This is a genomic window from Streptomyces sp. NBC_01716 (assembly GCF_036248275.1).
Lineage (GTDB): Bacteria > Actinomycetota > Actinomycetes > Streptomycetales > Streptomycetaceae > Streptomyces.
In genome coordinates this window covers 3,226,186-3,252,277 of sequence record NZ_CP109181.1, presented here as the reverse complement: position 1 = coordinate 3,252,277, position 26,092 = coordinate 3,226,186, and the positions used below count along the sequence as shown (strand labels likewise).

Here is a 26,092-nt window from a genome sequence, read left to right as displayed (position 1 = left end):
CCGGGCGCTTTAATGAGCAGTATTCTGCCCGCGACGGGAGACGTGAATGAGCCTGGTGGAACTGATCGTTCAGGCGGATGAGCGAGGGCTCGCCGCGAGCGGGGTCGCCTGCCTCGACCGCTGCCTGCCGCTGCTCGCCGACGAAGGCGAGGTACTGCGCCCGCTCTGGGCGGGCATCGCCGACGGCGCCGATACCTGGGCCCCGCGCCTCGCGGCGGCCAGGGAAGCCATGGAGTCGGCCGTCATCAACGACGAAACGGCCCTCCTCGTACGGAAGATGCTCGCCGCCGCGCCCTCCGAGTGGGCGGCCGAACCGCTGCGCGCCTGGTCCGACAGCTGCTCGGTGGTGGCCCTGGAGATCCACCAGCAGTTCGACGTGGTGGGCGACCGGGTCATCGGTGCGCCCGGCACCGCCGCGGACGGCGCGTACAGCGACTGGGTCGAGCACTGCCGTACGGGAGTGGCCGAAGGCGGCGAAGGCACGCCCGGCATCGGTCCGTTCACCGCCGGGCCACTGGTCACCGGCGAACTGCGCCGGCAGATCCAGATCCTGGAGATCCTGTCCGAAACAGCCGGCGCGGCGGGCTTGCGCCAGGCGCTCGACCTTTCCACCGAGGGCCAGCGGGTGCTGAGGGCGGTCGTCTCACGCCGGGCGAGGGCGCAGGGCTGACGCCGGTAGGCGGGGTCAGCCTGCGAGTTGCTTCTGGAGGGCTTCCGTGTCGTGGAGCGCCGACATGTGGAGGAACTTGCCGTCGCGGACGCGGTAGATGCCGTACTCGACAATCTCGATCGACCTGCCGGTCGGGGCCGCACCGAGCCACTCCTTCGTGGGGGTGCCGGTGTTGAGCAGGCGGCCAGCGAGGCTGTCGCCGTTGATGGCCAGCTCGTGGGTCTCCCATACGTCCTCCGGATCGACGCGTCGGCGATCACTGGCAGTGTCAGGGTGAGAGTGGACCCGAGGGCGGGCGACAGCATCGGCCCCCTGGCGAGCTGGTAGGCGAAGTCGGGTGATACATCGCCATGTTGGACATGTCTGGCAGGATCGATCCGGGTGGCGTCTATCCCAGTTGACGGAGCATTGTGGTGTAGACCGGAGCGTCAGGGAATGGTTGCTGATCACCGACGTTGTCGTAGCCCCAGCGCTCGTACAGTGCCTTCACTTTTGGGTGGGTCGGTTCTACCAGTAGCGTCACCCGTTCCTCGGGGCGGCTGGTGAGCAGTTCCTCGTGGATTCGGTGAGCACTTCCGGTCTTGCGCCATGGTGCTCGTACCAGCAGTTCGAACAGAGCGAGGGTGCGTTGTCCTGTCTCGTGGGTCAATTCCTCTGGCAGCGGCGTGAGCATTCCGGCCCACCATCGCGCGCGCTCCGGCAGGGGGGAGCCGTATGCGTATCCGACAGCTTGGTCACCATCCCAACCGACGACGGCTTCCCATCCGGGGCGTGATACGTGACCGTCAAGACGTTCCTGGAAGCGTTCCACGGAGAAGAAGGGATCGGACAGCCGGTCGGCATAGACCTCGGCGTAGAGGTCGGTCAGCGTCGGCCGTACGTTATCGAGATCATCCCTGCCGTACCGACGCAGGGTGAGGGCGTCGGGCGCTGCGGTCATGGAGGTCTCCTTGGTTGGTGTGATTGCGTTCGTTCCAGGCGCGGGTGGCGCTCGCGTCGGGAGCTGCTTTGTTCAGGTGGTGGGTGAATGTATTGAGTAGGTGAGGGATTCGGCCGGTGGGGGTGTAGCCGGGCGGCGGGATCACCTTGGCGGCGGTTGAGCATGCCTGGTCGAGATCTTTTTGGCCGAGTTGTGCGAAAGCGACGTGCAGAAGGTAGTAGGCCCGGTTGCGGTGCTGGTCCGGCCGCAGGGCCGCCAGGCAACGGTGGAAATGGAACTCGGCTCGCGCCGAGTCGCCGAGCCGCAAAAATGTCACGCCGACCAGACCATCGAGTTCGCCTCGGGTATAGAAATCCATCGATGTCGGTCGCGCAGCGTCAGGATCGGCACGGGCGAAAGCCTCGTTCGCGTCAGCTATGGCGCGTCGGGCGCGGGTGGGCTCATTCAAAGCGGGTAGGGCAAGAGCCAGACGAGCGTGGGTGAGGGAGGCGTACAGCGGATCCGTGCGGTGCGCGGAGGTATCCATGGCGGCTTCGGCTGCGGCAGTTGCGTCCGCCCAGTGCCCCCGTTGACCGGCGAGCGTGGAAGCGTAACGCCAGATTTGGTGCTGCACTTGACCGTCATGGGAGAGGCCGGCGAGGGTGATTGCCTTTTCCATGTGCTGCTGTGCCCTGTCGAGGTGGCGCGAGTCGGTAGCCGCCCACATCGCGGTTGCCGTGAACGTTGCCGCCAGGGCGTGGATGCGGCTTCGAACGCGACCGGTGGCGGTACCGGTTCGTTGAAGCTCTGTGGCGTATGAGCTGAGCGCCACGGCCCGTTCTTCAAGTTCGGGGCCGCCGCCGTTCTGATCGTCAAGCAGCCACAATTCGTCCAGTCGGGCGCTGAGCCGCTGCACGTCGGCACGGCCGACGGTCAGGCGGGCGGAAGGGGCTGCGGACAAGGCTGTACCGGTGGTTGCGGCAATGAACGCACGGCGATGCACGGGGTCCTCCGACGGTCGCGCTTTCAGCGCCGGGGACTTGCCCCGGGGTACGAACCCTAGGTCCGTCGCTGACAACCCCGTGATCATCTCCAAGGCGGTGCGACTTGCGGACTTGGGCCACTTCACACGACCGGATTTCCAGTTACGGACCTGGGAACCCTCCAACCCGCCCACCTTGCCGGTCAGCTCGCCCATCACCTGATTGACCGCTTCCGCAAGCGCGTTGGAGCTCATCTCATGCTCACGCATCCAGGTGATGAGGGCTTCGTTCGGTGTACTCGACACCACACCACCGTAGAAGGACGCCCTCCAAGCGAAGTAAAGGGATGGTCAAATCCCCCTAGGCGGTGCGTTGGTGACCGTGGCGGATCGCCCTAACCAGTCCGCTTGAGGATGGCGTTAGGTAGCTACTCAGCTTCACTCCGTACGCGGTTGGCTTTGAGCTCCGTAGCTCATGTGGCTGGCCCTAGCCCACGATCACAAAGGAGACCATGATGATCATTGGCTTCGGCTGTGACCCACCCCGCGAGGGCAACGCTCTCTTTCCTCAGGTGGGGCCCCACGTCGGGGGCGTGGGAACGATACGGGCTTCCACCACGAGCCCGCGAGGGAGTTCTCACGACGCGACAGCGCTTGCCGTGTTTGCCGCGGTAGCTCACAGAAAACTGCGAACGGGGCGCTCCGACTGGTGGACGACGTGAGCGTGGTGCTGCTTGAGCTGCTCACCAATGCCATCCGGTACGACGAGGGGTACTTCGCGGTTCGGATGAGCCGGCTGCGCCTTGGCGGGCACAGCCAGCTTCTCATCGAGGTCTGGGACGGCTCGACCGATCTGCCCTGCATGCAGGAGACCGAGCCGGACGCCGAAAGCGGCAGAGGGCTGCTCCTTGTGCAAGGCCTTGTCACCAAGCTCGGCGGCACCTACGGCGTGAGCGATGCGGGGCGCAGGACCTGGTGCAGGATCGAGGATCTCGTGCCCCCCGCGTAGACGACCGCCGTCGGCCCGGATGTGACGGGCTGAGCCGTCGGCGGTTAACCACCCCGGCGCTGGGCTACCGCCTCGTTCCTGTCGCGCGTGCACTCGGGGCCCCGTGCCGGTCCGTACATCCGCACTACCAGGCTCGGCGCGAACTCGCCGAGGAGGAGACCCGCGTGAATAACGTCCCCGGCATGACGGCCAACACCGATCAAGACCCCGCTGGCGAGCGGCAGTTGCGTGACACCATGGTGCAGAAGCTCATCAAGGTCGGGGCCGCCAGCGATCCCCGCGTCGTGGCCGCCTTCCGTGCTGTGCCCCGGCACCTGGCCACCCCCGAGGTGGAGTCGGCCAAGACCTACCGAGTCGAGACCGCCACCATCACCAAGACCGACGAGAACGGCGTGGACATCAGCTCCGTGTCGGCCCCCCGAGTTCAGGCCATGCAGATCGAGCAGGCCAACATCAAGCCCGGGATGACTGTCCTGGAAGTCGGCTCCGGTGGCCCGAACGCTGCGTACCTCGCGGAGATGGTCGGCGAAGAGGGCCGGGTCGTCACCGTGGACATCGACCCGGATGTCACCGCTCGGGCCGAGCGGTTCGTGGAAGCCACCGGCTACCGGAACATCACCGTGGTGACGGGCGACGCCGAACACGGCGTCCCCGCGCACGCGCCGTACGACCGCATCGTCGTCACCGTGCAGGTCGTGGACATTCCGCTCGCCTGGGTCCAGCAGCTCAGGGACGGCGGACGGCTGGTCGTGCCGCTGCGGATGCGCAGCATGACCCGGACCGTGGCGTTCGTCCGCGACGGGGACCGGCTGGTCAGTGACGGGTTCGAGCAGTGCGGCTTCGTGCCGATTCGCGGCGTCGGCGAGAACCGGATGCGCCTGGCAGTCCTCCACGACGAGGAAGGCGCCGAGGTTGCTCTCCGCCTGGACGGGCATTCCGAGCCGGGCACCGAAGCACTGCGGGCCGCTTTGCGCTCTCCGCGCACGGAGGCGTGGTCCGGGGTGGCCATCGGCGGGGAGGAGTCCATGGAGCACCTGGACCTGTGGCTGACGACCGCGCTGGACAACCTCCCCCTCCTGGCGGCCAAGCCCGCCGCTCGGCAGCGCGGTGTCGTGGCGGCGGCGTCCCCGATCGGCATCCCGGCTCTCGTGGACGGTGACAGCTTCGCCTACCGCCGTTCCCGGCCCACCGGAGAGGAGGACCGCTACGAGCTTGGCGCGATCGGTCACGGTCCAGAGGGTCGGAAGGTCGCCGAGCGCCTGGTCGAGGAGATCCAGGCGTGGAACGACGGCCACCGCAGCGACCGCGCGCACATTCACGTCTACCCGGCGGGTACGCCCGACGACCGGCTTCCCGCGGGCCGGGTCATCGACCGGCCGCACACGCGGGTCATCATCTCCTGGCCGTGACGTCTCCGGCGTCGCAGGCAGGTGGCACCACCAGCACGATCCGCACAGTCCACTGATCCCTCACCGAGGAGATACGCGATGGCACCGCAGATCAGCACCACCCCGCAGACGGGAACGACGTTCACCGGCGACGCCGGGTCGGACTTCGACCTGAACATCGAGACGGTCTCGGCTCTGCCCGTGGTCGGAGCCCTACTCAACGACACGGGCGACGGCTGCACGTCCACCTGCGCCTCCGCCTGCTCGAACAGCACCTGCGGCTGACCAGGAATCCCCCTCCGGGGTGGGCGGGCCGGGAGACCGGTCTGCCCACCCTGGGCACCGCAGCAGCGAAGGAGGCACAGCCATGTACCAGGCAGTTGATGCGGCCATGATCAGGGCGTCGGTGTTTCCGCTGACAGCCACGCTGCCTTCCTGCCCCGCTCCCGTGTCCGACCGGACTGCCGACGCGGAGAGCTGCCTTCGGTGGATCGGGCAGGTCTGGAGCGACGAGGCCCGCGCCGGCGCCATCGAACTCGCCGCTCCGGTTCTGGCCGCCAGTATCCGCAAAGCCCTCATCGGCGAGGGGCGCCGCTCCCGCATGCGGCGGATCGCGCTCTCCCTGACCCGGTACCTCCTGCGCATGCAGTTCCGCGCGACCCCCTTCGGGACGTTCGCCGGGCCGGCCCCGGTGCACCTCGGCCCAAGCAGCAGCGTGTACTTCGGGACGCGGCACACGGCATTCGCCAGGGCCGACGCCTCGTGGCTGCACGACATCATCACTGCCCTGGAGCAGGACCCTGACGTTTTGCGCCATCTACGCGTTGTCGCTGACCGCACGTGCACCGTCCGCAGCGCACGGATCACGGTCGCCCATCAGCCTGGTGCCACTGGCCCCACCGAGACGACCCTCCGCCGCACCCGCGCTTCGGAGTTGGCCCTGTCCCTAGCGCAGTCGCCCACCACCGTCAGCGATCTCACGGTCAAGCTCCAGGGCGACTACCCCGATACCCCGGTCCAGACGATCGAGGACATGGTGCGCACCCTGGTGGCCCACCGCGTACTGCTCACCAACCTTCATGCTCCGATGACCTGCGACGACGCCCTTGGTCACCTGGTCGGTCAGCTCGACCGGACGCTCCGCACCGGAGCCCCGGGTTCAGCGGTGCAGGCGAAGGCGGAGAAGCTACGCCATGTTCAGCAGCTCCTGCACCAGCACGACCGCGCCCTCCCGGACGAGCAGCGAGCCCTCCGGGCACAGGCTACGGCCGCGATGAACCGCCTCACCCAGACCGCCGACCGCAGCCTCGCGGTGAACCTGCGCCCGGACTGCAGCATCGTCCTGCCTCAAGAGGTCGCCGACGAGGCGAGCCAAGCGCTGGAGGTGATCGCGCGCATCACGCCGTACCCGAACGGCTCCCCAGCCTGGCGCGACTACCTCACCCGATTCCTGGAGCGCTACAGCATGGGCACCGTCGTACCGGTGCGAGAACTCACCGATCCGGACACCGGCCTCGGCTTCCCCGTCGGCTACCGCAACACCGTGTTCCCCCGGCCCGTCCTGGCGACAACACCGCGCGACGAGCACCTCCTCGCGCTCACCCAGGAAGCCGCCCTGACCGGCCGGCGCGAGATCGTGCTCACCGAAGACGAAATCAACGCCCTCTCTACGGGCACGCCCACTCAGGTACCGGCGCACATCGACTTCACCTTCACCGTGCTCGCGCAGTCCCAGCGCGCCTTGGACGAAGGCCACTTCACCCTCTCCACCGTTGGACTGTCGCTGGCAGCCGGCATAACGACCGGACGCTTCCTGCCCACCCTCGAACCGGCAGACCTCGACCAGGTCACCACCGTCCACACCGCCCTGCCCACCCTCACCGAGAGCGCGATTCGCGCGCAGGTCTCCGGTCCGCCGCTGAAAATACCGATCACCAACGTCAGCCGCTCCCCGCTGGTCGCCCCCGAACTGCTGTCCGTCGGCGAACACAACCCCGACGCCACCCTGGACCTGGACGACCTCGGCGTCCTCGCGGACGCAGCCCGCTTCTACCTCGTGTCGCTGTCCACCGGCCGGATCATCGAGCCGAAGGTCATGAACGCCGTTGAGCTGTCGAGCAGCACCCACCCGCTGATCCGTTTCGTGTGCGAACTCCACCGCTCCCACACCGCCGTCCTGCTGCCCTTCTTCTGGGGCGCCGCAAGCCGGCTGCCGTTCCTCCCCGAGGTCCGTGTCGGCCGCACCGTGCTCTCCCCGGCCCTGTGGCGCATGCGCGACCTCGGCGACGGAGACGACTGGCCGGAGCGGTTCAGCACCTGGCGCAGCAAGTACACCGTCCCGCGCACCGTCTACCTCGGAGCCACTGATCAGCGTCTTCGCCTCGACCTCGATGTGCCGGTCCACCAGGAGCTGCTTCGCGCCGAGTTGCGGCGGCACAGCGCGGCCGTCCTCCACGAGGCCCCCGAGGAGAGCGCCTACGGCTGGATCAACCGCGCCCATGAGGTAGCCATGACGTTCGCCTCCGACCAGAAGCCCGCCCTGGCTCCGGCGGTCCGGGCCTCCGCCCGCAGGGACTCGGGCAGGCTGCCGGGGGCCTCGCCCTGGATGTACGTAAAGCTGTACGGCAGCGCCGCACGTGTTCCCGAGGTGCTGACCGCGTTGCCTCGCCTCCTGCGCCAGGACTGGGGCACTCTTCCCGCCTGGTTCATCCGGTACGCCGACCCCGACGCCCATCTCCGGCTGCGCCTGCGCCTCCCCGGGCCGGGCGCGTTCGGCTCCCTCGCACAAGCCGTTGCCCGGTGGGCGTCAGAACTGCGGCACGAGGGCCTGATCCAGCGGGTGCAGTGGGACACCGATCACCCGGAGACCGGCCGCTACGGTACCGGCGATGCGCTGGAGGCTGCCGAGGAGTACTTCGTGGCCGACTCCACGGCCGCACTCAGACAGTTGAGCCTGACCATGACGCCTGAGCTCCGCCCCGCCGTCACCGCCGCCTCCTTCGTCGACATCGCCACCGGGTTCCTCGGCTCCCGCAAGGCCGCCTGCACCTGGCTGACCCAGCACCTCCCACGCGGAGACGGCGCCCCCGTCCCCCGCAACGTGCAGGCGCTCGCGCTTCGCCTCTCGGAACCGGAGATCCACAACGCCCTGACCGGCTTTCCCGGTGGCGACGCCGTGGCCGAAGCCTGGCACGCGCGCAAGCGCACGCTCAACAGCTATCGCCGGGTACTGACCGACGACGCGGATGCCGTGTTGCTCTCCCTTCTGCACATGCACCACAACCGCGTGGCGGGCATTGACCGCACTGCCGAGGCGACCTGCCGCCGTATAGCCCGTGCCGCCGCCCTGTCCCGGACACTCATCCCTGAAGGAGACGCGTGACCACCGCTCAGCCAGCGACCCGCCAGTCCCTCGCGCACGGGCCGCTCGGCACCGCCATGCTTCACATCGAACGGGCCCGACGCGGGACCGGCGACTTCCGTGCCGTACACCGTGAACTTGCAGGGATTGGCCCGCTGATCGACGGCCCGGACGCCAACCTCTTCCTCGGCGCTCCTGCGATGACCTTCGTCCTGCACCAGGCCGCCGACGGCACCGACCACTATGCCGACGCACTGCACACCCTCGACGGCATCGTCGCCGAGCACACCAGGAATCGCCTGACCGCCGCACACGCCAGGATCGACTCCGGCCGACGCACCGCTTTCGCCGAGTACGACCTGTTCTGCGGACTGACCGGGATTGGCGCGTTGCTGCTGCGCCGTCAGCCTCACGGCCCCGAGCTCAAGGGCGTCCTGGAATACCTGGTGCGCCTGACCCAACCTCTCACCGACACTTCGGGCCAGGCGCTTCCCGGCTGGTGGGTCGGACACGCACCGGCCAGCGACAAGACGGCCACCCCCGGGGGCCACGCGAACGCGGGCATGGCACACGGCATCACCGGCTCCCTCGCGCTCCTCGCCCTCGCACTGCGCGCGGACATCAGCGTCGACGGGCACCGGGAGGCCATGCTCCGCATCTGCCGCTGGCTCGACCAGATACGACAGGACGACTACCGCGGAACCCACTGGCCGCGCTGGGTCAGCCACCGCGGTCCCGCGCCCGCACAACCAGCCACCCTCTCGTGGTGCTACGGCACCCCCGGCCTGGCCCGCGCCCAGCAACTCGCCGGCATCGTCCTCGAAGACGGTGACCGCAAACGCTTGGCAGAGCGCGCTCTGCTGCACTGCCTCAGCGACCCCAACCAACTCGACACGGTCGCCGACCGAGGCCTGTGCCACGGATTCGGTGGCCTCCTGCGGACCGTGCAGCGCGTCGCCGAAGACGCGGAGACACCGAAGGTATTCACCAACCGACTCGGCCTCATCGCTGGCCGGTTCCTCACCGCGGAAGTTCCGGAGGAAACAGGGTTCCTCGTCGGAAAGTCAGGCGCCTCCCTGGCCTTCCAGGACGCTGAGCCGGGCGCGGCACCTCAGGGGCAGTGGGACACCTGCCTCCTGCTGACATGAGAGAGGAACACCCGCAGTGCACGACGCGAGCCGCATCGAGACCATCGAGGACGCCGTCCTGGCCGTCCTCGGCGGTTCACCTGTCGAAGAGGCCGCCCGCGCGGCTAGCACCCCAATCGCCCACCTATCCGAAGCGATCGAGAGATACCGGGCCGCCGGCCGAGCCGCACTAGACGCCCAGCCCTCCGGCTGGTATCAGGTCAACATCCAGTTCACGGACTACCTCACCGCAGCACGAGCCTTTCGCGCCTACCTCGTTCCCGCCCTGCGTACCGGGCCGGTCGGCACCTGGTGGTTCGTACGCAAACACCCCAACTGGCGCCTGCGCTTCCACCCCGCCCCGAACTCCACACCCGGCGAAGCCTTCCGCCATGTCACCGAAGCCCTCGACAAGTCCGTCTCCCGGGGCGTGACCACCGACTGGAAGTCCGCTCCCTACGAACCGGAGAGCACCGCCTTCGGCGGCCCGATCGGGATGTCGCTCGCACACGAGCTGTTCCACACCGACAGCGTCGGCGTGCTCAACTACCTTCACACCCCAGCGAACAGCCACCCGGGCGGGCTGGACGCCAAGGTAACCTCTCTCCTGGCCATGACGCTGCTGATGCGAGCCGCACACCTGGAATACGGCGAGCAAGGCGATGTATGGGGACGGATCGAGGAACACCGTCCGCTTACCGACGACGTTTCCCCCGAGCAAGTCAGCACCATGACCGAAACCATGAGGCGCCTCCTCCTGAGCGACGCCCAACCCCTTCTCGACTCGCAGGCCCTGGCGCCCCTCTGGCCCTGGATCGAGGGCCTGGAACGCGGCGGACGATCCCTGGACGACGTTGCAGCGGACGGAAAACTCAGCCTCGGCAAGCGCGCCATCCTCGCACGCCACGTCATCTTCCACTGGAACCGGATGGGCTTCACCCTCCGCCAGCAGTCCATCTGGTCCCGCGCCGCACGAGAAGCCACGATCGGGACCGACTGAACCTCTTTCACTCCTGCCAGACACGAGGAAGAGGTTCACTGACGATGTAATATCCCGTGCCCAGCGCTGCGATTACCCGGCTGTGCGTTTGCCTGGCCACCCGTTCGGTGACGATTCTGCAACGCGCCGTCGTCCGCGACAGGGCTGCGCTCGCGCACGGCTGCAAACGCATCCCGGCCCATGCGCCTTCGGTAACATCCTCCGGCGTCGGCCGGCGTACCTCAACGAATGGCTTATTCAGCGGCTTGCAGGCGCGCAAGATCGAGGGAAAAATTCCGTCCTCCCAGCTTTATGCAGCCCGGCGGGGCGAGTGACCGGGTGCTCGTCCTGCTGTACCGCCGGGGAGCGCAGGGGGCTCGCTACTCCGAGTTGCTCCAGTGGATGCCGAACAGCATGCGCTCGAACCTCAGGCGCACCGTGCGCACACTCGACATAAAAGCACTTGTCCATGTGAAAGACGAGACCGCGCAGATCACCTACGCGGGGCAGCGTGCCGTCGAGTCGAGAGGGCTTCTGGAACCCCTCTAGTGGCTGCTGCGAAAGATGAGCGAACGGCCAGGCTCCTTGGGCCTCATCCCAGCACGTGCAAGTTGCGAGCTTCTTTCAACCTGGCAACAGCGAGCAGTGTTGACGAGTAGGGGTGTACGGAACAAGAAAGCTCCTGGTGGACGGGTTCTCGACCAAGATCACCCGGTCTCCGCCAGGGGCTTTGCGTTCTTGCCTGTTCGGAGCGCGCGAGAGGTGGAGAGGACGACCGGGGCCGCCACCCCTGGCCTGACTGATGCACCAAGGGCCTCTGACCAGGCACTTTGTGGCCTGCGCGGAGGTTCTCGCCTTCCGTCTGGACCGGACTCCATCAGGGTGTTTCTGCCTGTTCCTGACCGCTGTTGGTCACGCGTTGGCCACACGACCAGCCTCGGTACGGCCGTGGGTGCTGTCGCGCCAGGAGCGAGCATCTCGCTGGTGAGGCGGCTGGGTACGTCGCCGGGCAAGGGCGTGTGTTGGAGTTCCGGTCCAAATGCTTGCGGACGCAGTGTCGCCACATCGCCGATTTAGGACACTTGAAGGGCATTAGGGGCCTGACCCTTTCTTCGGTTCTAGTGGTCGTTGCAACACCCCAGCTCAGGGGATGCAACGGACTTCGAGATCCGGAAGGTTCGGACCCCCCAGGGGCCCAGGAAATTGGTCCGCGAGAGGGAGGCATACTCCCGACTTGTGGATCAAGGTCTGAGTAACCAGGAAGCATGCGCAATTGTGGGAGTTTCTGCCCGCACGGGCAGAAAATAGCTCTACGGCCGCAAGCCCTCCGGTAAGCAGAGGAAGGCGCTTCTACCGCTCGGCACGGTGGAGGCGCCTTCCGGCCCGTCTCGGTACCTTTCCGAGGCCGACCGCATCCACATAGCCGACCGGCTGCGGGAGAAGACATCGTTGCGGGAGATCGCCCGCGAGCTCGGCCGCAGCCCGTCCACGATCCGCCGCGAGGTGCGCCGCAACGGCATAGCTCTGCGCGGGCACCGGTCTCGCTGGGCCTACCGGCCGCACGCCGCGCAACGCCGCGCCGAGCATCGGCGGCCCCGCCCCAAGGCCGGGAAGATCGGCGAGAGTTCTGAACTGCGTGACTTCATACAGACCCACCTGAGTCTGCGATGGAGCCCTGAGCAGATCAGTCATGCGCTGCGCAGGCAGTTCCCCGGCCGACCTGAGATGCACGTGACCCACGAGACGATCTACCAGGCGCTCTACAACCAAGGCCGCGGCGACTTGCACCGTGAACTCGCTCGTTCGTTGCGCACAGGCCGGGTCTACCGCCGCCCTCGCCGCGACTCCTACAGGCGCCGGCCACGCGCTATCCGGGACATGGTCCTCATCAGCGAGCGCCCCGTGGATGTCCTCGACCGGGCCGTCCCCGGCCACTGGGAGGGGGACCGTGCGACACGAAGTTGCACGAATTTGAGTGGACTGACCGATTGGAGAGGCAGTTGATGAAGCGGTAGGTGCAGTCACGGGTCTGTGTCCGTATGACCCGTCCCCGCCCTTGACGTGCGATGCCGGTAACGGCGTGGTGCGAAGCTCAGGGGAAAGCCCAAGGACTCCCGTTCCATCTGGGAGTTACCGGAAAGGGGAAGACAGGACGGGTGAAGTACATGAACTCCCGATGATGCCTCGTGATCCCAAGCCCCGCCGATGGAATGCGTTAGTGGGGTGTATGGCTAGCCGTTGAGAAGCGGCAGGCGCTGGCCGGTAGAGGTCACTCCGGTCAGGTGGACACCGCCGCCTCGGGGTAAAGTGAGCACCCACCCCGGTCGTATCTCATTCGTGTGGAACGTGGAAACCCCGTTGGGGTCCGGACCGCTTTGGCTCGGTCAGCCGACCGTAAGGAAGGCTCAACTCCCCAGCGGGAACAGGACGGCCCAAGAAGCCAATGCCGGAAGCCGAAAGGAATCGGGAACCCGGGGCAGACGATCGGACTCTCCGCCGGTCGCCCCGCATAACCGTCCGGATACGGGTGAACTGCCCTGACCCGAAAGGGTGCTGACGTGGGCCGGGTGAGCCTGTGCGGCTCGAACACGAGCCGGGCCCGGGAGCGCAGTTCCCTAATGGGCGGGGTCATCGGTGTGTCCTTCCATGGTGCGGTCCGGGCCGTAGACATGACGAAGACGCGCGCAGGCGTGACGGATGGTGGAGCGGACGTGCGCGTCTGGGCGGCCGGCAGCGGGGTGGTCATTCTCGGCCGGGGCGTGGCGGGCCGCTGGGAGACGGCGATCGAGGTGGACGAGGAGGTACGCCACCGGGGCCTGGACCGGGCACTGGCGACGGCTGCGCGGCATCTCGTGCCCGCCGGGGAGCCGGTCTGGTCACAGCAGGCTGCGGGCAACGCGCGCAGCGTACGCGCCTTCCAGGCCGCCGGATTCCGGCCAGTCGGCGCGGAGGCGCTCCTTGTCGCGTCATAGGGGTGCCGCTGATCGGCGAACTCCGCGAGCACGGGCCGGGGTCACCTCGCAGAGGAGAACCCGGACACCACCACCCCGGCGGCCGGCACATCTTCCGTGGTGGCGGCGTTCGGGCCGCTGGGTTGGCTGCACGTCATCACGGCCCGGCGCAGCCAGCGGTGCGCCGGATCGCCTGCCCGCCGGATGTGCCATGCCTGCTGGTAGGCGGGCCGGGGAAGTTCCAGGGGCGGAGTGAACTTCCGCAGTGTCTTGTACAGGCGCATTGGCCCCACCGCCCGGCTGGCAATGGTCAGCAGGAGGTCGGTGCCTGGAAGCAGGTCGGCTGCCGCGCTCCAGTGGGGCAGTGTCACGGCCAGGTGCCGCCGTAGTCCGCGTGCCGCCAGCGCTTTCTCGATCTCATCGTTCGCATCGGGTCGCAGGGTTAGCGAGATGTGCGGACGCTCCAGCCACTCCTCGAACGGCAGCCCTCCTTTTGCGGGGAGGACCGCCTTGTCCGCCAGGCATACGAATTCCTCCTGGAAGAGGTCCTGGATCTCGATGTCGTCGGGCAGGTGGGGAAAGATTCCCAGCGCGAGATCGAGTTCGCCGTCCTGGAGTTGTGCGAGCATCGCTTCCCGGCTGGCCTGGCTGATCGCAAGGTCGAGGCCGGGTGCCTGGTGGCGGACATGGCGCACCAGCGGGGGCAGCAGGATGTGTGCCGCGTAGTCCGACATCGAGATCCTGAAGCGCCTGCGGGTGCGCGCCGGTTCGAAGTCGGGGGCGCTGAGTAGGTCGTTCAAGCTGGTCAGGGCGTCTTCGAGTGGCTGTGCCAGCGCCTGGGCGCGTGCCGTGAGGGTCATGCGGCTGCCGTGCCGCACGAGCAGGGGGTCGCCGAAGTGTGTCCGCAGCTGCCCCAGGGTGTGGCTGACGGCCGGCTGGCTCTTGTGCAGCCGCACTGCCGCGCGGGTGACGTGTTTCTCGGTCAGCAGGGCGTGCAGCGTCAGGAGCTGGTTGAGGTCGATCCGCTGCAGTTCATCCATGGTGCGAATATTAGAGATGCACAGGAAGTATTTCCATAAACGAGTCTGATGGCGGATGGTCGAAGTGTCGTGGCGCTGACCTCTCAGGAGAGGCGTCGATGACGGCGGGTTCCAGTCGCTCCTGACCGTAAGAGGGCAGGGCGGCGGTTCCCGCGGCCGTTCAACCGCTACTCACCTCAGGACTGGATATGACCAAGGCAGATCTCACGCTCTCCTACATCGACGGACGGCCGTCCACGATCGGCATCGAGGCCGTCAACGAGGTGCTGCGCACCGTGGGCGTCCACGCCGGCCAGACTCCCGTTCCCGATCGGGCTCTCCCGATCCTGGAGGTGTCCAAGACCCGGGCGCTTTCGGAGGACGAGCAGGCCGAGCTGATCTCGATGTTCAGCCAGCACCGCAGCGACCTGCTGGCGCACATCCAGCTCGCCGGCCGCACGCCCGAGGCCCCTGACGGCGGTCATCTGAACACGTCCGAGCACGGGGTCGCTCCGTACCCGAAGGTCTACGACATGCAGGCCATGGACGACGACGCCAAGCACTTTGTGCAGGCGCGCTTCGGCCGCCTCCACGTCAACACCACCGACGGCGGCGTCGGCATCGACGAGGTCATGACCGTGGTGTCCGGCGGTCCGATGACGTGGTTCTACCGGCTCCCCGACGGCGTTGTCGTCAAGCTCTCCGTGCCCGCCGTGGAGACCGGCGACTTGGCCTGGCGCATCAGCTACCCCGGCAAGCGTCCCCACGGCGCGTTCCTGGACGCCGAGCACGGCCTGATCGTGGCGTACGCCCACGGCCCCGAGAAGTTCGTCATGCGCTACGAGGCCCCGAGCGCCGAGGGCGCAGACGCGCTGGGCACCAACCCGTGGATCGACTTCGACGGCGACGCGCCTCGGATGCTGGACGACGTGACCGCGAGCTGACCGCCTACGAGGTGAACAGGCCGGCCACGGCCCTACGCGCCCTGCCGGCCGTTCGCCTCACGCTCCCTCTGGAACTCCAGGCCGTCACCACCGGACAGACCGGGTAGTCCCGCCCCATCCCTCCTCCCTTCCATCCCACTGTCCACCGGCACAGGAAGAGTCATGTCCATCACGACCGGACCGGCCACCGCGCGCACCCCCGCCTCCGTGAACGAACCCACCCGCCGCGTCCCCGTCCTCTGGCTGGCGTTGCTCGCCACTCCGGTCGCCGCCGCCAACAACGCCGCCGTCCTGATCCTCGGCGACATGAGCCGCTCCCTCGGCATCACCAAGGCCACCGCGTCGTGGCTGGTCACCGTATTCGCGCTGACGCTGGCCGTCGCGACCCCGCTGATCGCGACTTTGGTGCGCCGGCGTGGCACACGCGCGGCGCTGTGGACCAGCGCGGCCTTCGTCGTCGCCGGCACCGCGCTCGTGGCCGTCTCGCCGTGGCTGCCGCTCACCCTCGTCGGCCGGGCCGGACAGGCCGCGGGCGGCGCGGGCATGATGGCCATTGCCATGAATCTCGCCGGCACCGCCCGCCGCATGGGCGTCATAAGCGCCGGCTCCGGGATCCTCGGAGGCGTCGGCCCGCTGCTCGGCGAACGCCTCACCGACGCGGTCTCCTGGCGGGCGGCCCTGTCCATCCTGATCATCACCCTCCTGGCCGTCCCCGCCGTCAGCCGACACACCACCAAGGCGCCCCCCACGACCGAGGGCCACTTCGATGCCCGCGGCGCCGTGTTGCTCGCGATCCTGTCCAGCGGCATCGTCCTGCTGCCGTCGAACCCGCTGCCCGCCCTGGCCGTGGCGGCCGTCACCGCCGCCCTCCTGGCCCTGCACATACGGCGCCGCCCGCACGGCTACGTCCCCCAGGCCGCACTGCGGTCCCGGCTCTTCCGCGGCTCGGTGCTGATCGCCGTCGCCCTGTCCGTTCTCTACTTCACGTTGCTGTTCGGGATCCCCCAGCTGATCACCGACCGGGCCGACTGGTCGACCGGATCGGTCGCGGTCGGCCAGATGACCGCCATGATCGCCGGGTCCGTGCTCACCCTCGCCTTCGCCGCCGTCTCCGCGCGCCTGGGCCAGAGCACGGTACGAGCACTCCTGCTCACGGTCGGAGCGCTCGCCGCCGCGGCGGCCGTCTTCGCCCACAGCGCGATCGTCCTATTCCTCGCGATCGGCCTGGCCGTCTTCACCGCGACCGGCGCCAACGCCACCCAGTCCATGGCCGCCGCCTCCGCCGTCCCCGAACGCCAGCGTCCCACCGCCATCGGCCTGTTCCAACTCGCCTACCTCATGGGCGGAGCCCTCGGCCCGGCCCTGGCAACCATGCTCATCCTCAGCTGAGTGACCGGCCGCACCACGGACCGGGCGAGTCACCACGCCCATTCGGCCCAGCCCCCCCCACGTGCGACAACGCCGCAGATAGGCGTGTCACCGCTCTTACTCAGCCGCTTTGTCTGAAGAATCCCGTCGCGGCGTCAAGCCACCCTCACGAAAGGAACCATCGTGTCGTACCCCGACCCTCGCTACCTCAAAGACAAGGGCGAGATCAGCGCGAAGTACCAACCCTCCGCCGAGGAGCCCGACACCGGCTTCATCGGCGCCACCAACATCAGCTACGTGGCCACCGAGGAGACGACCGGGGGCGAGTACGGCCTGTACAAGGTCGACATGGGACCGAAGACCATTGGCGCCAAAGAGCACTTCCACCGGGCGATCTCGGAGTCGTTCTACGTGCTCTCCGGCGAGGTCCAGTTCTACAACGGCGAACGCTGGATCATGGGCGGGGAGGGAGACTTCCTCTACGTGCCCGCCGGTGGCCTGCATGCCTTCCAGAACGACTCCGATGAGCCGCTGTCCATGATGATGATCTTCTCGCCGGGTGCGCCGCGCGAGGAGTACTTCGAGAAGGCCGCAGAGTACGCGGAACGCGGCCGCGAAGAAGCCAAGGCCTTCCAGGTGCGACACGACACCTACTTCACGGACATGCTTGACGCCTAAGGGCTGACTCTGTCGGGGATCTTGGAGTTTCCCGGCGTGACAGCGTGATCAGGGGCAAGCTCGGGTCGTTCCGTTGACCGATGCAGCCGTCGAGGTGTCTGTTGTCCCTTCGTCCCCGTTCCGGTGAGCAAGTCCCGTCTCTGACCGCGCAGATCGCGCGGGCGAGCAACCCGGGCGGTACGACGGCGATGTGGGTGAGAGACCGCCTCGACGGGCTGTGGTGCGACGAGGACTTCGCCGGCTGGTACCCGCGCGACGGGCGCCCGGCATTTCGCCCGCCCAGTTGGCCACCGTGTGTGTGCTGCAGTTCCTGCTCGGTCTGTCGGACCGTCAGGCGGCCGAGGCGGTCCGCTGCCGCATCGATTTCAAGTACGCCCTGGCCATGGAACTGGACGATCCAGGCTTCCACCACAGCGTGCTGGCCGACTTCCGCGGAGCGCCTCACCCACGATGGTCGCGCAGACCGTCTTCTCGATCTGGCACTCGCCCGCCTGAAGGAGGCCGGACTCGTGCGCGAGCGCACGAGTCCGGCCTCCTTCCCGGACGGGGCCGCCGACTGCGTCCAGTGGGGGTTCGTGGCGGTCAAGCCGTAGGGCCGGATCCAGGGCTGAGGGCCCCGCAGCACCCGCGTACGGGCCGTACGGAGCGAGCGAGCCGGCCACCCGCTCGCTCGCTCCGTACGGCCGTACGACCGGATGGTCAGCCGGCCGCCGCCACCTCCGTCGTGCGGCGCGGGCGCAGCAGCACCGTCGCCACCACGGCGGCGAGGAGCATGATGCCCATCGCCACCAGCAGCCCGACGCCGAACCCGTCGACCGTGCCCGCCAGTTCGGCGTCCGAACCGGCCTCGTGCGTGCGCAGATACGCCGCCGTGGCGGTCGTCGCGACCGTGTTGAACAGCGCCGTACCGACCGCGCCGCCCACCTGCTGGCCGGCGTTGAACGCGGCGGACGCCGTCCCCATGTCCTCGTAGCTCACCTCCGCCGTCGCCAGACTCGTCGCCGCCGTGAGTACGACTCCGAGGCCCAGGCCGATCAGGAGCTGCGCCGGCACCAGATACAGGGCGAGCACGTTCTCGCTGTCCGCCGCAAGGAAGGAGAGGATCAGCAGCCCGGCGGCCATGGCGAGCAGACCGGGGATCATGAGGGTCCGGATGCTCACGCGGGACAGCAGGCGGCCCGCGATCAGCATCGAGCCGATCAGGGATCCGACGACCAGGATCATGATGGTGAGACCGGCCTCGACGGGTGAGTAGCCGAGGACCGTCTGGGCGTAGTAGCTCAGGAACAGGAAGCAGCCGAAGAGCGCGGCGAGCATCAGCGCGGAGACGAGGAACGCGGCGCCGCGCTCCCGGTGCCGCAACACCCGCAGGGGAAGCAGGGGTTGGCGTACGCGCGCCTCGACCGCGACGAACGCGACGAGGAGCACCACGCTCGCGAAGAGCAGGACGAGTACCAACGGGTCGGTCCAGCCGCGTGATTCGGCCTGGCTCAGGCCGTAGACGAGTGCGGTGAGGCCGCTCACGCTGAGCAGTACCCCGGGGATGTCGAGTCCGGGGATGTCGAACCCGGTGCCGGACCCCGTACGGCTTCCGGTTCCCTCGTCACGGCGTACGTACGGCAGGCCGAGCAGCGCGATCGCCGCGATGGGCACGTTGACCCACAGGCACCACCGCCAGTCCAGAAACTCCGTGAGCACCCCGCCGGCCAGCAGCCCGACCCCCGAACCGGCCGCGCCCATCGCGCCGTACACCCCGAACGCCTTCCCCCGCTCCTTCGGATCGGTGAACGTCAGCGTCAGCAGCGACAGCGCCGCCGGGGCCATGGCCGCGGCGAAGACGCCTTGCAGCGCGCGGGCGCCGAACAGCACGCCGGTGCCGTTCGCGGCGCCGCCGAGCGCGGACGCGGCGGCGAAGCCGATCAGACTGATCAGGAACGTACGGCGGTGGCCGACGAGCCCGCTGATCCGGCCGCCGAGCAGGAGCAGGCCGCCGAACGGCAGCACGTAGGCGATGACCGCCCACTGCCGGTCACCGTCGGAGATGCCCAGGTCGCCCTGCATCGAGGGCAGCGCGATGTTCACGATCGTGCCGTCCAGAACGATCATGAGCTGGGCGAGGGCGATCACCATGAGCGTCAACCAGCGCTTCTGATCCGGCGGCTCACCCGCCGTAGCTCCCGCCGTCTCTCCCACGAGCCCCTGTTTCTGATCTTGCTGACGCATGCGTCCGCCACCCCTCTAGTACGTTGTTCTAGTACCGGTACGTCGTTCCGGTCGAACGCCATACTAGGCTCACGGCGACACCGGTGAAGCGGAGGTACGGGCCATCAAGGGCAAGCAGAGCGGCCAGAAACGCCAGGTCACGGGCCGTGCGGGCGGCGCGAAAAGTGTCTGGCTGCGGGAGTCGCGGGCCGCGCGCGAGCAGCCCCCACTGACCCGGACGCGCATCGTGGAGGAGGCGGTGGCCCTGCTGGACGAGGAGGGCATCGACGGTCTGACCATGCGCCGGCTGGCCGAGCGGATCGGCTCGGGCGTCACCACGCTGTACTGGCACGTCGACACCAAGGACGACGTCGTGGACCTCGCGCTCGACGCGATCCTCGGCGAACTGCCGCCCGCGCGCCCGGGTGATACCGGTGGCACCGAGTGGCGCGCCGCCATCGTCGCGCTGCTGGTCGACTGGCGTACGACGATGCTCCGCCACCCGTGGTCGGCGGCACTGCTCCAGCGCCCGACCCTGGGCCCGAACCTGCTCTCCCGGATGGAGTTCCTCCAGGCCACCCTCGTACGGCCCGGCTTCACCGGCACGCACCTGCACGCCGCGACGTGGACGCTCTACGACTACCTGATGGGCGCGACGGTCGCGCGGGCCAGCTTCCAGATGTCCGCGGAGGACCGCGAGACGGCTCAGCAGCGGCTGCGGGACCGGAGCGACGCGTACCCGACGCTCAGCGCGAACGAGTACATGCTGGAGGACGACTGGGACGGCACGTTCGTGACGGGCCTGGGGTACGTGCTGGACGGGATCGCGGCGGCCGAGAAGCGCTGAGGCAGCGAGCGGCGCGCGAGAGGCCGTTGTCGTTCGCGATCCGCGAAACGGGCACGGCCACCTCGCACTCATGCTTAGAGGTCGTTTCGTTTGGCTCGGTGGGTCGTTGTGCCGTGTATGACGAGTCTTGTTGAGCGGTTGGTGCCGGATGAGTTGTGGGTGTTGTTCCGTCGGGTGGTGCCGCGGACGGAGGTGATACGTCCGCAGGGTGGTGGCCGGGCTCGGGCGGGTGATCGTGAGGTGTTGGCGGCGATCTTGTTCGTGGCGACTTCGGGCTGCACGTGGCGGCAGTTGCCGCCGGTGTTCGGGCCGGCCTGGCCCACGGTCTACCGGCGGTTCGCGCAATGGAGCCGGGCCCGGGTGTGGGCCCGGCTCCACCGCGTCGTCCTCGACGAACTCGGCGCTCGGGGCGAGCTGGACTGGTCGCGGTGCGCGATCGACTCCGTCAGCGTGCGGGCGGCAAAAGGGGGGGGACTGACGGGACCGAATCCGACCGACCGCGGCAAGTTGGGATCGAAAATCCACCTGATCACCGACAGGAACGGACTGCCGCTGTCATTGGGCATCTCCGGCGCCAACATGCACGACAGCCAGGGCCTGGAGCCGCTCATGCGCGGTATCGCGCCCATCCGCTCCCGCCGTGGCCCCCGCCGACGGCGGCCGGCCAAGCTGCACGGCGACAAGGGCTATGACTACGACCACCTGCGCCGATGACTCCGCCAGCGCGGTATCACCCACCGTATCGCCCGCAAGGGCGTCGAATCCTCGCAACGACTGGGCCGCCACCGATGGGTCGTCGAACGAACTGTCTCGTGGCTGGCTGCCGTCGCCTCCACCGCCGCTAAGAACGCAAGCCCGAGCACTTCCTCGCCTTCGTCGGCATAGCAGCCACACTGATCTGCCACCGCTGACTCACCAAATGAAACGACGTCTTAGCTGAGACTACGCATGGATCTGCTCCAGACGAGAACGGCCGGTGAGTACGTCTGCGGGCTGTCCACAGCCTCTTGCCGTCATGGCCGGACCCCAACAGCGGAGTCCGACAGTCGGGTCCGACAGCGGGGGCCGGAGTTCAGGAGTAGGTGGCGGCCATCTTCTCCTGGTACCAGCGCCCCGGTGTCGTCGCGCCGGTGAATTCCTCCGGCGTACCGGTGCCGCCGAACTGGGGCAGCGGTTCGATCAGCGCGTCGTGATTGGGCAGATGGAAGAACGGGAGGGACAGCCGTGAATCGGCGTGCCCTTCCACCGGATTCAGCACCCGGTGCACGGTCGATACCCAGCGACCGCCCGTCCAGAACGCCATCATGTCGCCGATATTGATGACGAAACTGCCGGGCACGAACGGAACATCACGCCAGTCGCCGTCCTTCTGCCGGACTTGGAGTCCGCCGACACCGTCCTGATAGAGAATGGTCAGGTTCCCCCAGTCGCTGTGCGGCCCCTTACGCATCTGCCCCGGCAACGGCGGCACGACCTGCGGGTAATAGAAATTGGCGACAATGGTCGAGATGTCACGGTCGACCTTGTCGTCGAAGAAGTCCTCGGCCAGACCGAGGGCGAGAGCGAAGAGTCGCATCAATTCGTGCGCCAGACCCGCCATCTCCCGCGTGTAGGCGAGCCATGTCTCCCTGAACCCCGCCGGCTCCTCGGGCCAGACATTGGCCCGCGTCCAGGGCGCGGAGTCGTCACCGAACTTCGCGCGGTGCTCCGCGCTGTGGTCACCCAGCACGTTGGAGGTGAAAATCTCGCACAGGTCGGGAGGTGCGTCCAGCCCCATGCTTTTGGCCGCACTGCCGGCGGAATAACGAAGCCCGCCCGTGCTCGGCCCGCCGACGGCCTTCTCCTTCTTCTCTCGCGGGAGTTCGAAGAATTCCTTCGTGACCGCGTACATGCGGTCGATGAGATCCTGCGCCACCCCGTGCCCGACAACGGTGAAGAACCCGGAATTCTCGCACGCCTGGCCGATCGCGCGGGCAATCGCCGCCCGACCGCGCCCGGTGTCCGACGCGGACAGGTCGATAACGGGAACGTATCCGTCCAGGACAGTAATCGGACGCCGGTTCTCGGGATTCGTGGGCAACGTGGCTCCTCGGGTGCGTGTTGGTCCGCCCACCTTCCGGGCCACGACACCCTGGCCCCAAGCCATATCCTCGTTCGCGGCAGGTTCCGGCACAAGATTGAGGTACTGCGGTGGATTCCGACTCGCCGGACGAGCTCGACCAGCGCCTGCTTCAGGGCCTCCAGCTCGACGGCCGCGCCCATTTCAGCGATCTGGCACGCCAGTTGAACGTCTCCGAACGCACGGTCGCCCGCCGCTACCGGCGGCTGCGGGGTCTCGGCCTGCGTATCGTCGGCCAGCCCGTCGCCGCGCGCCTGGGGATGGTGCGCTGGCTGCTACGCCTCACCTGTACCCCGGACGCCGCGGGCATCGTCGCCGACGCACTGGCCCGCCGCCCCGACACCAGTTGGGTCACCCTCGCCTCCGACGGCACAGAGCTGTACTGCGCGCTGGACACGCGCACGGCCGACGAACGCAACGCCTTGTTCCTGCAGAAGCTGCCCCGTACCCCGCAGGTGCTCTCCATCAGCGCGCACTGCATGATGCGGATCTTCATCGGCGACACCAGCACCTGGCACGCCACCCGTTTCCGGACCCCCGCCCGCGCCGTCGCGGTGGACTCCGGCAGAGCGGCCGACCCCGCCCCGCTGCCCCTGGACGCCACCGACCGAACGCTGTTCACCGAACTCGCCCGCGACGGGCGCGCCACCCTGCCCGAGCTGAGCCGGGCCACAGGCCGCTCACCCTCCAGCGTCCAGCGCCACCTCGAACGCCTCCGTACGGAGGGCGCCCTGGACCTGTCGGTCGACTTCGACCCGCAACGCCTCGGCTACCACATGACCACCCGGCTCTGGCTCCAGGTGGCCCCCGCCCATCTGCGCGCCGTCGGGGAGACACTGGCGACCCACCCCGCCATCGCCTTCGCGGCCGCCACGACCGGCAGCTCCAATCTCGTCGCCAGCGGCGTCTTCCGTACTCCCGCCGACCTGTACGACTACATCGACCAGCACATCGGCCCGCTGTCCGGCATTCAGAACCTCGAAACGACCCCCACCCTGCGCGAGGTCAAACGCCTGGCGCCAGCCGTGCCGTGAACAGGGGTGTGTCAAACGAACGGCTCTGTCCCGTAATCGGTGGTAACGAAGGGTGACGGTTGTCGTTGGCATGGTGTGCGCGATGTCAATGAGCTTGTGGCGGTGGTGTTTTCAGGATTGTCGGCCCTGGTCATCGAGGGGGTGACGGGCGAGGGTGAGCTCATCCGGGTGTCGGCGCGGACCCGGGACGATCCGGCGCCGTGCCCCGCGTGCGGGACGCGAACAGCGCGGGTGCACGGGTTTCATGGGCGGGTGCTCGCGGACGTGCCGGTGGACGGCCGGCGGATCGTTGTATCGGTGCGGGTCCGCCGCCTGGTGTGCCCGGTTCTCGACTGCCCGCGGCAGACGTTCCGCGAGCAGGTTCCCGGCGTCGTGGAGCGCTACCAGCGACGCACCAACCGCCTGACCAACCAACTGAACTCCGTGGTAAAGGAGTTAGCGGGCCGGCCGGGCGCCCGTCTCTGCCGCGTTCTGGCCTGCGCGATCTCCCGCTCGACCGCCCTGCGCATGCTCATACGCCAGGTGGTGACGCCGCTGCGCGTCCCGCGCGTGCTCGGCGTCGACGACTTCGCACTCAAACGCCGGCACCGCTACGCCACCGTGATCATCGACGCCGAGACCGGCGAGCGGATCGACGTCCTGCCCGACCGCACCGCCCAGACCCTGACCACGTGGCTGCGCGAGCACCCCGGGGCCCAGTATGTCTGCCGCGACGGCTCCGCCACCTACGCCGAAGCGATCCGCCAAGCCCTCCCCGAAGCGGTACAGGTCAGCGACAGGTGGCACCTCTGGTCCAACCTGTGCGGCAAGGTCCTGGCCGAAGTCCGCTCCCACGCCGCCTGCTGGGCCACCACTGTGAACCCCACCCGACCTGGGGGCGTGCGCGAGCAGACCACCCGCGAGCGCTGGCAGCGGGTCCACCATCTGCTCGACCATGGCCTCGGCCTCCTCGAATGCGCCCGCCGCCTCGATGTCGCCCTGAACACCGTCAAGCGGTACGCCCGCATGAAGGAGCCCACAGGCGACCGCCGCGCACCCCGCTACAAGCCCACACTCGTCGATCCCTACCGCGACCACCTGCGCCGACGCCGAAACGAAGACCCCGCTGTGCCCGTCACTCACCTCCTGCGCGAGATCAAGGAGCTGGGCTACACCGGCAGCGCCAACCTCCTGGTCCGTTACATCACCCAAGGCCGCGCCGAGGGCGACAAGCCAGTCACCACCCCGCAGCGTTTCGCCCGCCTCCTGCTCACCCGCCCCGAGAACCTGCGCGACAAGGACACCGCACTACTGCGGGAACTCGTCAAGGTCTGCCCCGAACTGAGCGAACTCACCCGCCTCACCGGCGAGTTCGCTCAGCTACTGACCCCAGCGAAGGGCAACGACGCCAAACTCACCGACTGGATCACCACGGTTCGCGCCGTCGACCTGCCCCACCTGCACTCCTTCGCGAACGGCCTCGAACTCGACCGCGCCGCCGTCGACGCCGGCCTCACCCGCCCCTACCACAACGGCCGCACCGAGGGCGTCAACACCTGAACCAAACGGATCATGAGACAGATGCACGGCCGAGCCGGGTTCCCCCTGCTCCGCCACCGCATCCTCCTCCAGTGATCACTACACGGCGCTACCACCGATTACGGGACAGAGCCGTTCGTTTGACACACCCACTTTGGGCGCGGGCAGGCCGACGTTTCACAATGTCACGTCGCCGTCGGCTGCGAGGGGCCGTCCGGTCGGCTGGACGCCACTGGGATGCGGCCGACGCCATCAGAGGATGGTGCTGTAGGTGCTCCACCCGGTGCCGATCTTGATCCGTGCGGTGCAGGGGCGGGCGCTGTGACTGGTGCTGGGGTAGAGCCAGAGGGCGCCGTAGCTGTCGCGGGCGAACAGGTCGGGCTTGCCGCCGAGGGTGAGGGGCGGGCTCGGCGAATCGGATCGCCACCTGTCTGGTGGTGAACAGCCGCCCAGCGGAGTCGTCCAGCCGTAGGTTGCCGACGAGGGTACCGGGGGTCACGTCCAGCGCGGCGGCCAGGTCGAAGATGCCCCGCCAGATGGAGTCGAGGTTGCTGTTGCTGGGGGCGGGGAGGCCGAAGCCGGGGCAGTGGACGCTGAGTGAGCCGTCGGCCTCGACGGTCCATGGGAGCGCGGTGGTACTGGTGTCGAGGGTGAAGTGCGCGGTGGCGGCGAGTTGACGTGCTGTGAGACCGGCCGCGGCGAGTTGGCCGGCGGGCAGGGTGAGAGTGAGGTGGCCGTTGGGGATGGCGGTCTGCATCCGTCGCCCGGCCACGAACAGCTTGGTGCGGACCGGGAGGGTTGAGCCGCCGACGACGGTCGTGGGATCGGTGGGGCCCCAGTAGGCGTCGTTGCTCCCGGCGGTCGTTTCGATCAGCGGCTGGAAGATCCACAGGCTGGGGCGCCGGGTGTCGGCCAGGTCCCGGGGCAGGCCCGTCCAGTTTCCGGGGCCCGTCACAAGGATCCGATCATGTACCGGG

The 26,092-nt window shown here is 68.2% G+C and carries 20 protein-coding genes and 5 pseudogenes; 18 read left to right on the top strand and 7 right to left on the bottom strand.

Annotated elements, in window-relative coordinates; genetic code table 11:
* The first annotated feature begins 46 nt into the window (after nucleotides 1-46).
* Complete coding sequence (locus OIE74_RS14060) at nucleotides 47-670, top strand: hypothetical protein (protein ID WP_329382762.1); 624 nt, start codon at nucleotides 47-49, stop codon at nucleotides 668-670.
* 15 nt (nucleotides 671-685) lie between these two features.
* Here the strand turns inward: OIE74_RS14060 and OIE74_RS14055 are convergent, their stop codons facing one another.
* From OIE74_RS14055 to OIE74_RS14045, 3 genes are read right to left on the bottom strand one after another with little or no spacing between them, the layout of a single operon-like run.
* Nucleotides 686-1,120 carry an ester cyclase gene (locus OIE74_RS14055; RefSeq protein ID WP_329382759.1) on the bottom strand — a complete coding sequence of 145 codons (435 nt, stop codon included), beginning with the start codon at nucleotides 1,118-1,120 and terminating at the stop codon, nucleotides 686-688.
* Nucleotides 1,059-1,610, bottom strand: coding sequence for a GNAT family N-acetyltransferase (locus tag OIE74_RS14050; RefSeq protein ID WP_329382756.1), 552 nt, complete (start codon nucleotides 1,608-1,610; stop codon nucleotides 1,059-1,061). Before OIE74_RS14050 ends, OIE74_RS14055 begins: the two co-directional genes overlap by 62 nt.
* Nucleotides 1,561-2,877 carry a hypothetical protein gene (locus tag OIE74_RS14045; protein WP_329382753.1) on the bottom strand — a complete coding sequence of 439 codons (1,317 nt, stop codon included), beginning with the start codon at nucleotides 2,875-2,877 and terminating at the stop codon, nucleotides 1,561-1,563. The genes OIE74_RS14050 and OIE74_RS14045 overlap by 50 nt, the downstream gene beginning before the upstream one ends.
* A gap of 403 nt (nucleotides 2,878-3,280) precedes the next feature.
* Here OIE74_RS14045 and OIE74_RS14040 point away from each other — a divergent pair, with 403 nt between their 5' ends.
* The 9 genes and pseudogenes from OIE74_RS14040 to OIE74_RS14000 all read left to right on the top strand — a co-directional run.
* Nucleotides 3,281-3,580, top strand: a complete 300-nt coding sequence (locus OIE74_RS14040) for an ATP-binding protein (protein WP_329382751.1) — start codon at nucleotides 3,281-3,283, stop codon at nucleotides 3,578-3,580.
* Nucleotides 3,581-3,744: 164 nt separating this feature from the next.
* Nucleotides 3,745-4,989 carry a methyltransferase, FxLD system gene (gene fxlM / locus OIE74_RS14035; protein ID WP_329382747.1) on the top strand — a complete coding sequence of 415 codons (1,245 nt, stop codon included), beginning with the start codon at nucleotides 3,745-3,747 and terminating at the stop codon, nucleotides 4,987-4,989.
* 78 nt (nucleotides 4,990-5,067) lie between these two features.
* Nucleotides 5,068-5,253 carry an FxLD family lanthipeptide gene (locus tag OIE74_RS14030; protein WP_329382745.1) on the top strand — a complete coding sequence of 62 codons (186 nt, stop codon included), beginning with the start codon at nucleotides 5,068-5,070 and terminating at the stop codon, nucleotides 5,251-5,253.
* A gap of 82 nt (nucleotides 5,254-5,335) precedes the next feature.
* Complete coding sequence (locus tag OIE74_RS14025) at nucleotides 5,336-8,350, top strand: lantibiotic dehydratase (protein WP_329382742.1); 3,015 nt, start codon at nucleotides 5,336-5,338, stop codon at nucleotides 8,348-8,350.
* Nucleotides 8,347-9,477, top strand: a complete 1,131-nt coding sequence (locus OIE74_RS14020) for a lanthionine synthetase C family protein (protein WP_329382738.1) — start codon at nucleotides 8,347-8,349, stop codon at nucleotides 9,475-9,477. Before OIE74_RS14025 ends, OIE74_RS14020 begins: the two co-directional genes overlap by 4 nt.
* Before the next feature lie 16 nt (nucleotides 9,478-9,493).
* Entirely contained in the window at nucleotides 9,494-10,456 is a 963-nt protein-coding gene (locus OIE74_RS14015) for a thiopeptide-type bacteriocin biosynthesis protein (protein WP_329382735.1), read from the top strand.
* A 291-nt stretch (nucleotides 10,457-10,747) separates the two neighbouring features.
* Nucleotides 10,748-10,984: a hypothetical protein gene (locus tag OIE74_RS14010; RefSeq protein ID WP_329382733.1), complete on the top strand. Its 237-nt coding sequence runs from the start codon at nucleotides 10,748-10,750 to the stop codon at nucleotides 10,982-10,984.
* 579 nt (nucleotides 10,985-11,563) lie between these two features.
* Nucleotides 11,564-12,382 (top strand): annotated as a pseudogene (locus OIE74_RS14005) (IS30 family transposase); the annotation flags it as partial.
* Between the two features lie 764 nt (nucleotides 12,383-13,146).
* Nucleotides 13,147-13,407, top strand: a pseudogene (locus OIE74_RS14000) (GNAT family N-acetyltransferase); the annotation flags it as partial.
* Between the two features lie 41 nt (nucleotides 13,408-13,448).
* Here OIE74_RS14000 and OIE74_RS13995 read toward each other — a convergent pair.
* A complete protein-coding gene (locus OIE74_RS13995) occupies nucleotides 13,449-14,426 on the bottom strand; it encodes a LysR family transcriptional regulator (RefSeq protein WP_329382730.1) in 978 nt (325 codons plus the stop codon).
* Between the two features lie 188 nt (nucleotides 14,427-14,614).
* Between OIE74_RS13995 and OIE74_RS13990 the strand changes: the two genes are divergently transcribed.
* The 4 genes and pseudogenes from OIE74_RS13990 to OIE74_RS13975 form a co-directional block, all read left to right on the top strand.
* Entirely contained in the window at nucleotides 14,615-15,349 is a 735-nt protein-coding gene (locus OIE74_RS13990; protein WP_329382727.1) for a hypothetical protein, read from the top strand.
* Between the two features lie 162 nt (nucleotides 15,350-15,511).
* Nucleotides 15,512-16,738 (top strand): MFS transporter, encoded by a 1,227-nt coding sequence (locus OIE74_RS13985; RefSeq protein WP_329382724.1) that lies wholly within the window; start codon nucleotides 15,512-15,514, stop codon nucleotides 16,736-16,738.
* 162 nt (nucleotides 16,739-16,900) lie between these two features.
* The gene (locus tag OIE74_RS13980) at nucleotides 16,901-17,395 is read left to right on the top strand and encodes a cupin domain-containing protein (protein ID WP_329382720.1); all 495 of its coding nucleotides are present in this window, start codon (nucleotides 16,901-16,903) and stop codon (nucleotides 17,393-17,395) included.
* Nucleotides 17,396-17,585: 190 nt separating this feature from the next.
* Nucleotides 17,586-17,768: pseudogene (locus OIE74_RS13975) on the top strand (transposase); the annotation flags it as partial.
* 326 nt (nucleotides 17,769-18,094) lie between these two features.
* Here OIE74_RS13975 and OIE74_RS13970 read toward each other — a convergent pair.
* The gene (locus OIE74_RS13970; RefSeq protein WP_329382716.1) at nucleotides 18,095-19,618 is read right to left on the bottom strand and encodes an MFS transporter; all 1,524 of its coding nucleotides are present in this window, start codon (nucleotides 19,616-19,618) and stop codon (nucleotides 18,095-18,097) included.
* 226 nt (nucleotides 19,619-19,844) lie between these two features.
* On the opposite strand from OIE74_RS13970, the gene OIE74_RS13965 reads away from it, so the two are divergent.
* Nucleotides 19,845-20,444, top strand: a complete 600-nt coding sequence (locus OIE74_RS13965) for a TetR/AcrR family transcriptional regulator C-terminal domain-containing protein (protein WP_329382713.1) — start codon at nucleotides 19,845-19,847, stop codon at nucleotides 20,442-20,444.
* 117 nt (nucleotides 20,445-20,561) lie between these two features.
* Nucleotides 20,562-21,355, top strand: a pseudogene (locus tag OIE74_RS13960) (IS5 family transposase).
* Nucleotides 21,356-21,516: 161 nt separating this feature from the next.
* Here OIE74_RS13960 and OIE74_RS13955 read toward each other — a convergent pair.
* Nucleotides 21,517-22,524, bottom strand: a complete 1,008-nt coding sequence (locus OIE74_RS13955) for an isopenicillin N synthase family dioxygenase (RefSeq protein ID WP_329382710.1) — start codon at nucleotides 22,522-22,524, stop codon at nucleotides 21,517-21,519.
* A 110-nt stretch (nucleotides 22,525-22,634) separates the two neighbouring features.
* Between OIE74_RS13955 and OIE74_RS13950 the strand changes: the two genes are divergently transcribed.
* Both OIE74_RS13950 and OIE74_RS13945 read left to right on the top strand, forming a co-directional pair.
* Nucleotides 22,635-23,597: an Lrp/AsnC family transcriptional regulator gene (locus tag OIE74_RS13950; RefSeq protein WP_329382707.1), complete on the top strand. Its 963-nt coding sequence runs from the start codon at nucleotides 22,635-22,637 to the stop codon at nucleotides 23,595-23,597.
* 75 nt (nucleotides 23,598-23,672) lie between these two features.
* A pseudogene (locus OIE74_RS13945) lies at nucleotides 23,673-25,211 on the top strand (ISL3 family transposase).
* A gap of 13 nt (nucleotides 25,212-25,224) precedes the next feature.
* Here OIE74_RS13945 and OIE74_RS13940 read toward each other — a convergent pair.
* Nucleotides 25,225-26,070 carry a hypothetical protein gene (locus OIE74_RS13940; protein ID WP_329382704.1) on the bottom strand — a complete coding sequence of 282 codons (846 nt, stop codon included), beginning with the start codon at nucleotides 26,068-26,070 and terminating at the stop codon, nucleotides 25,225-25,227.
* Nucleotides 26,071-26,092 lie beyond the last annotated feature (22 nt).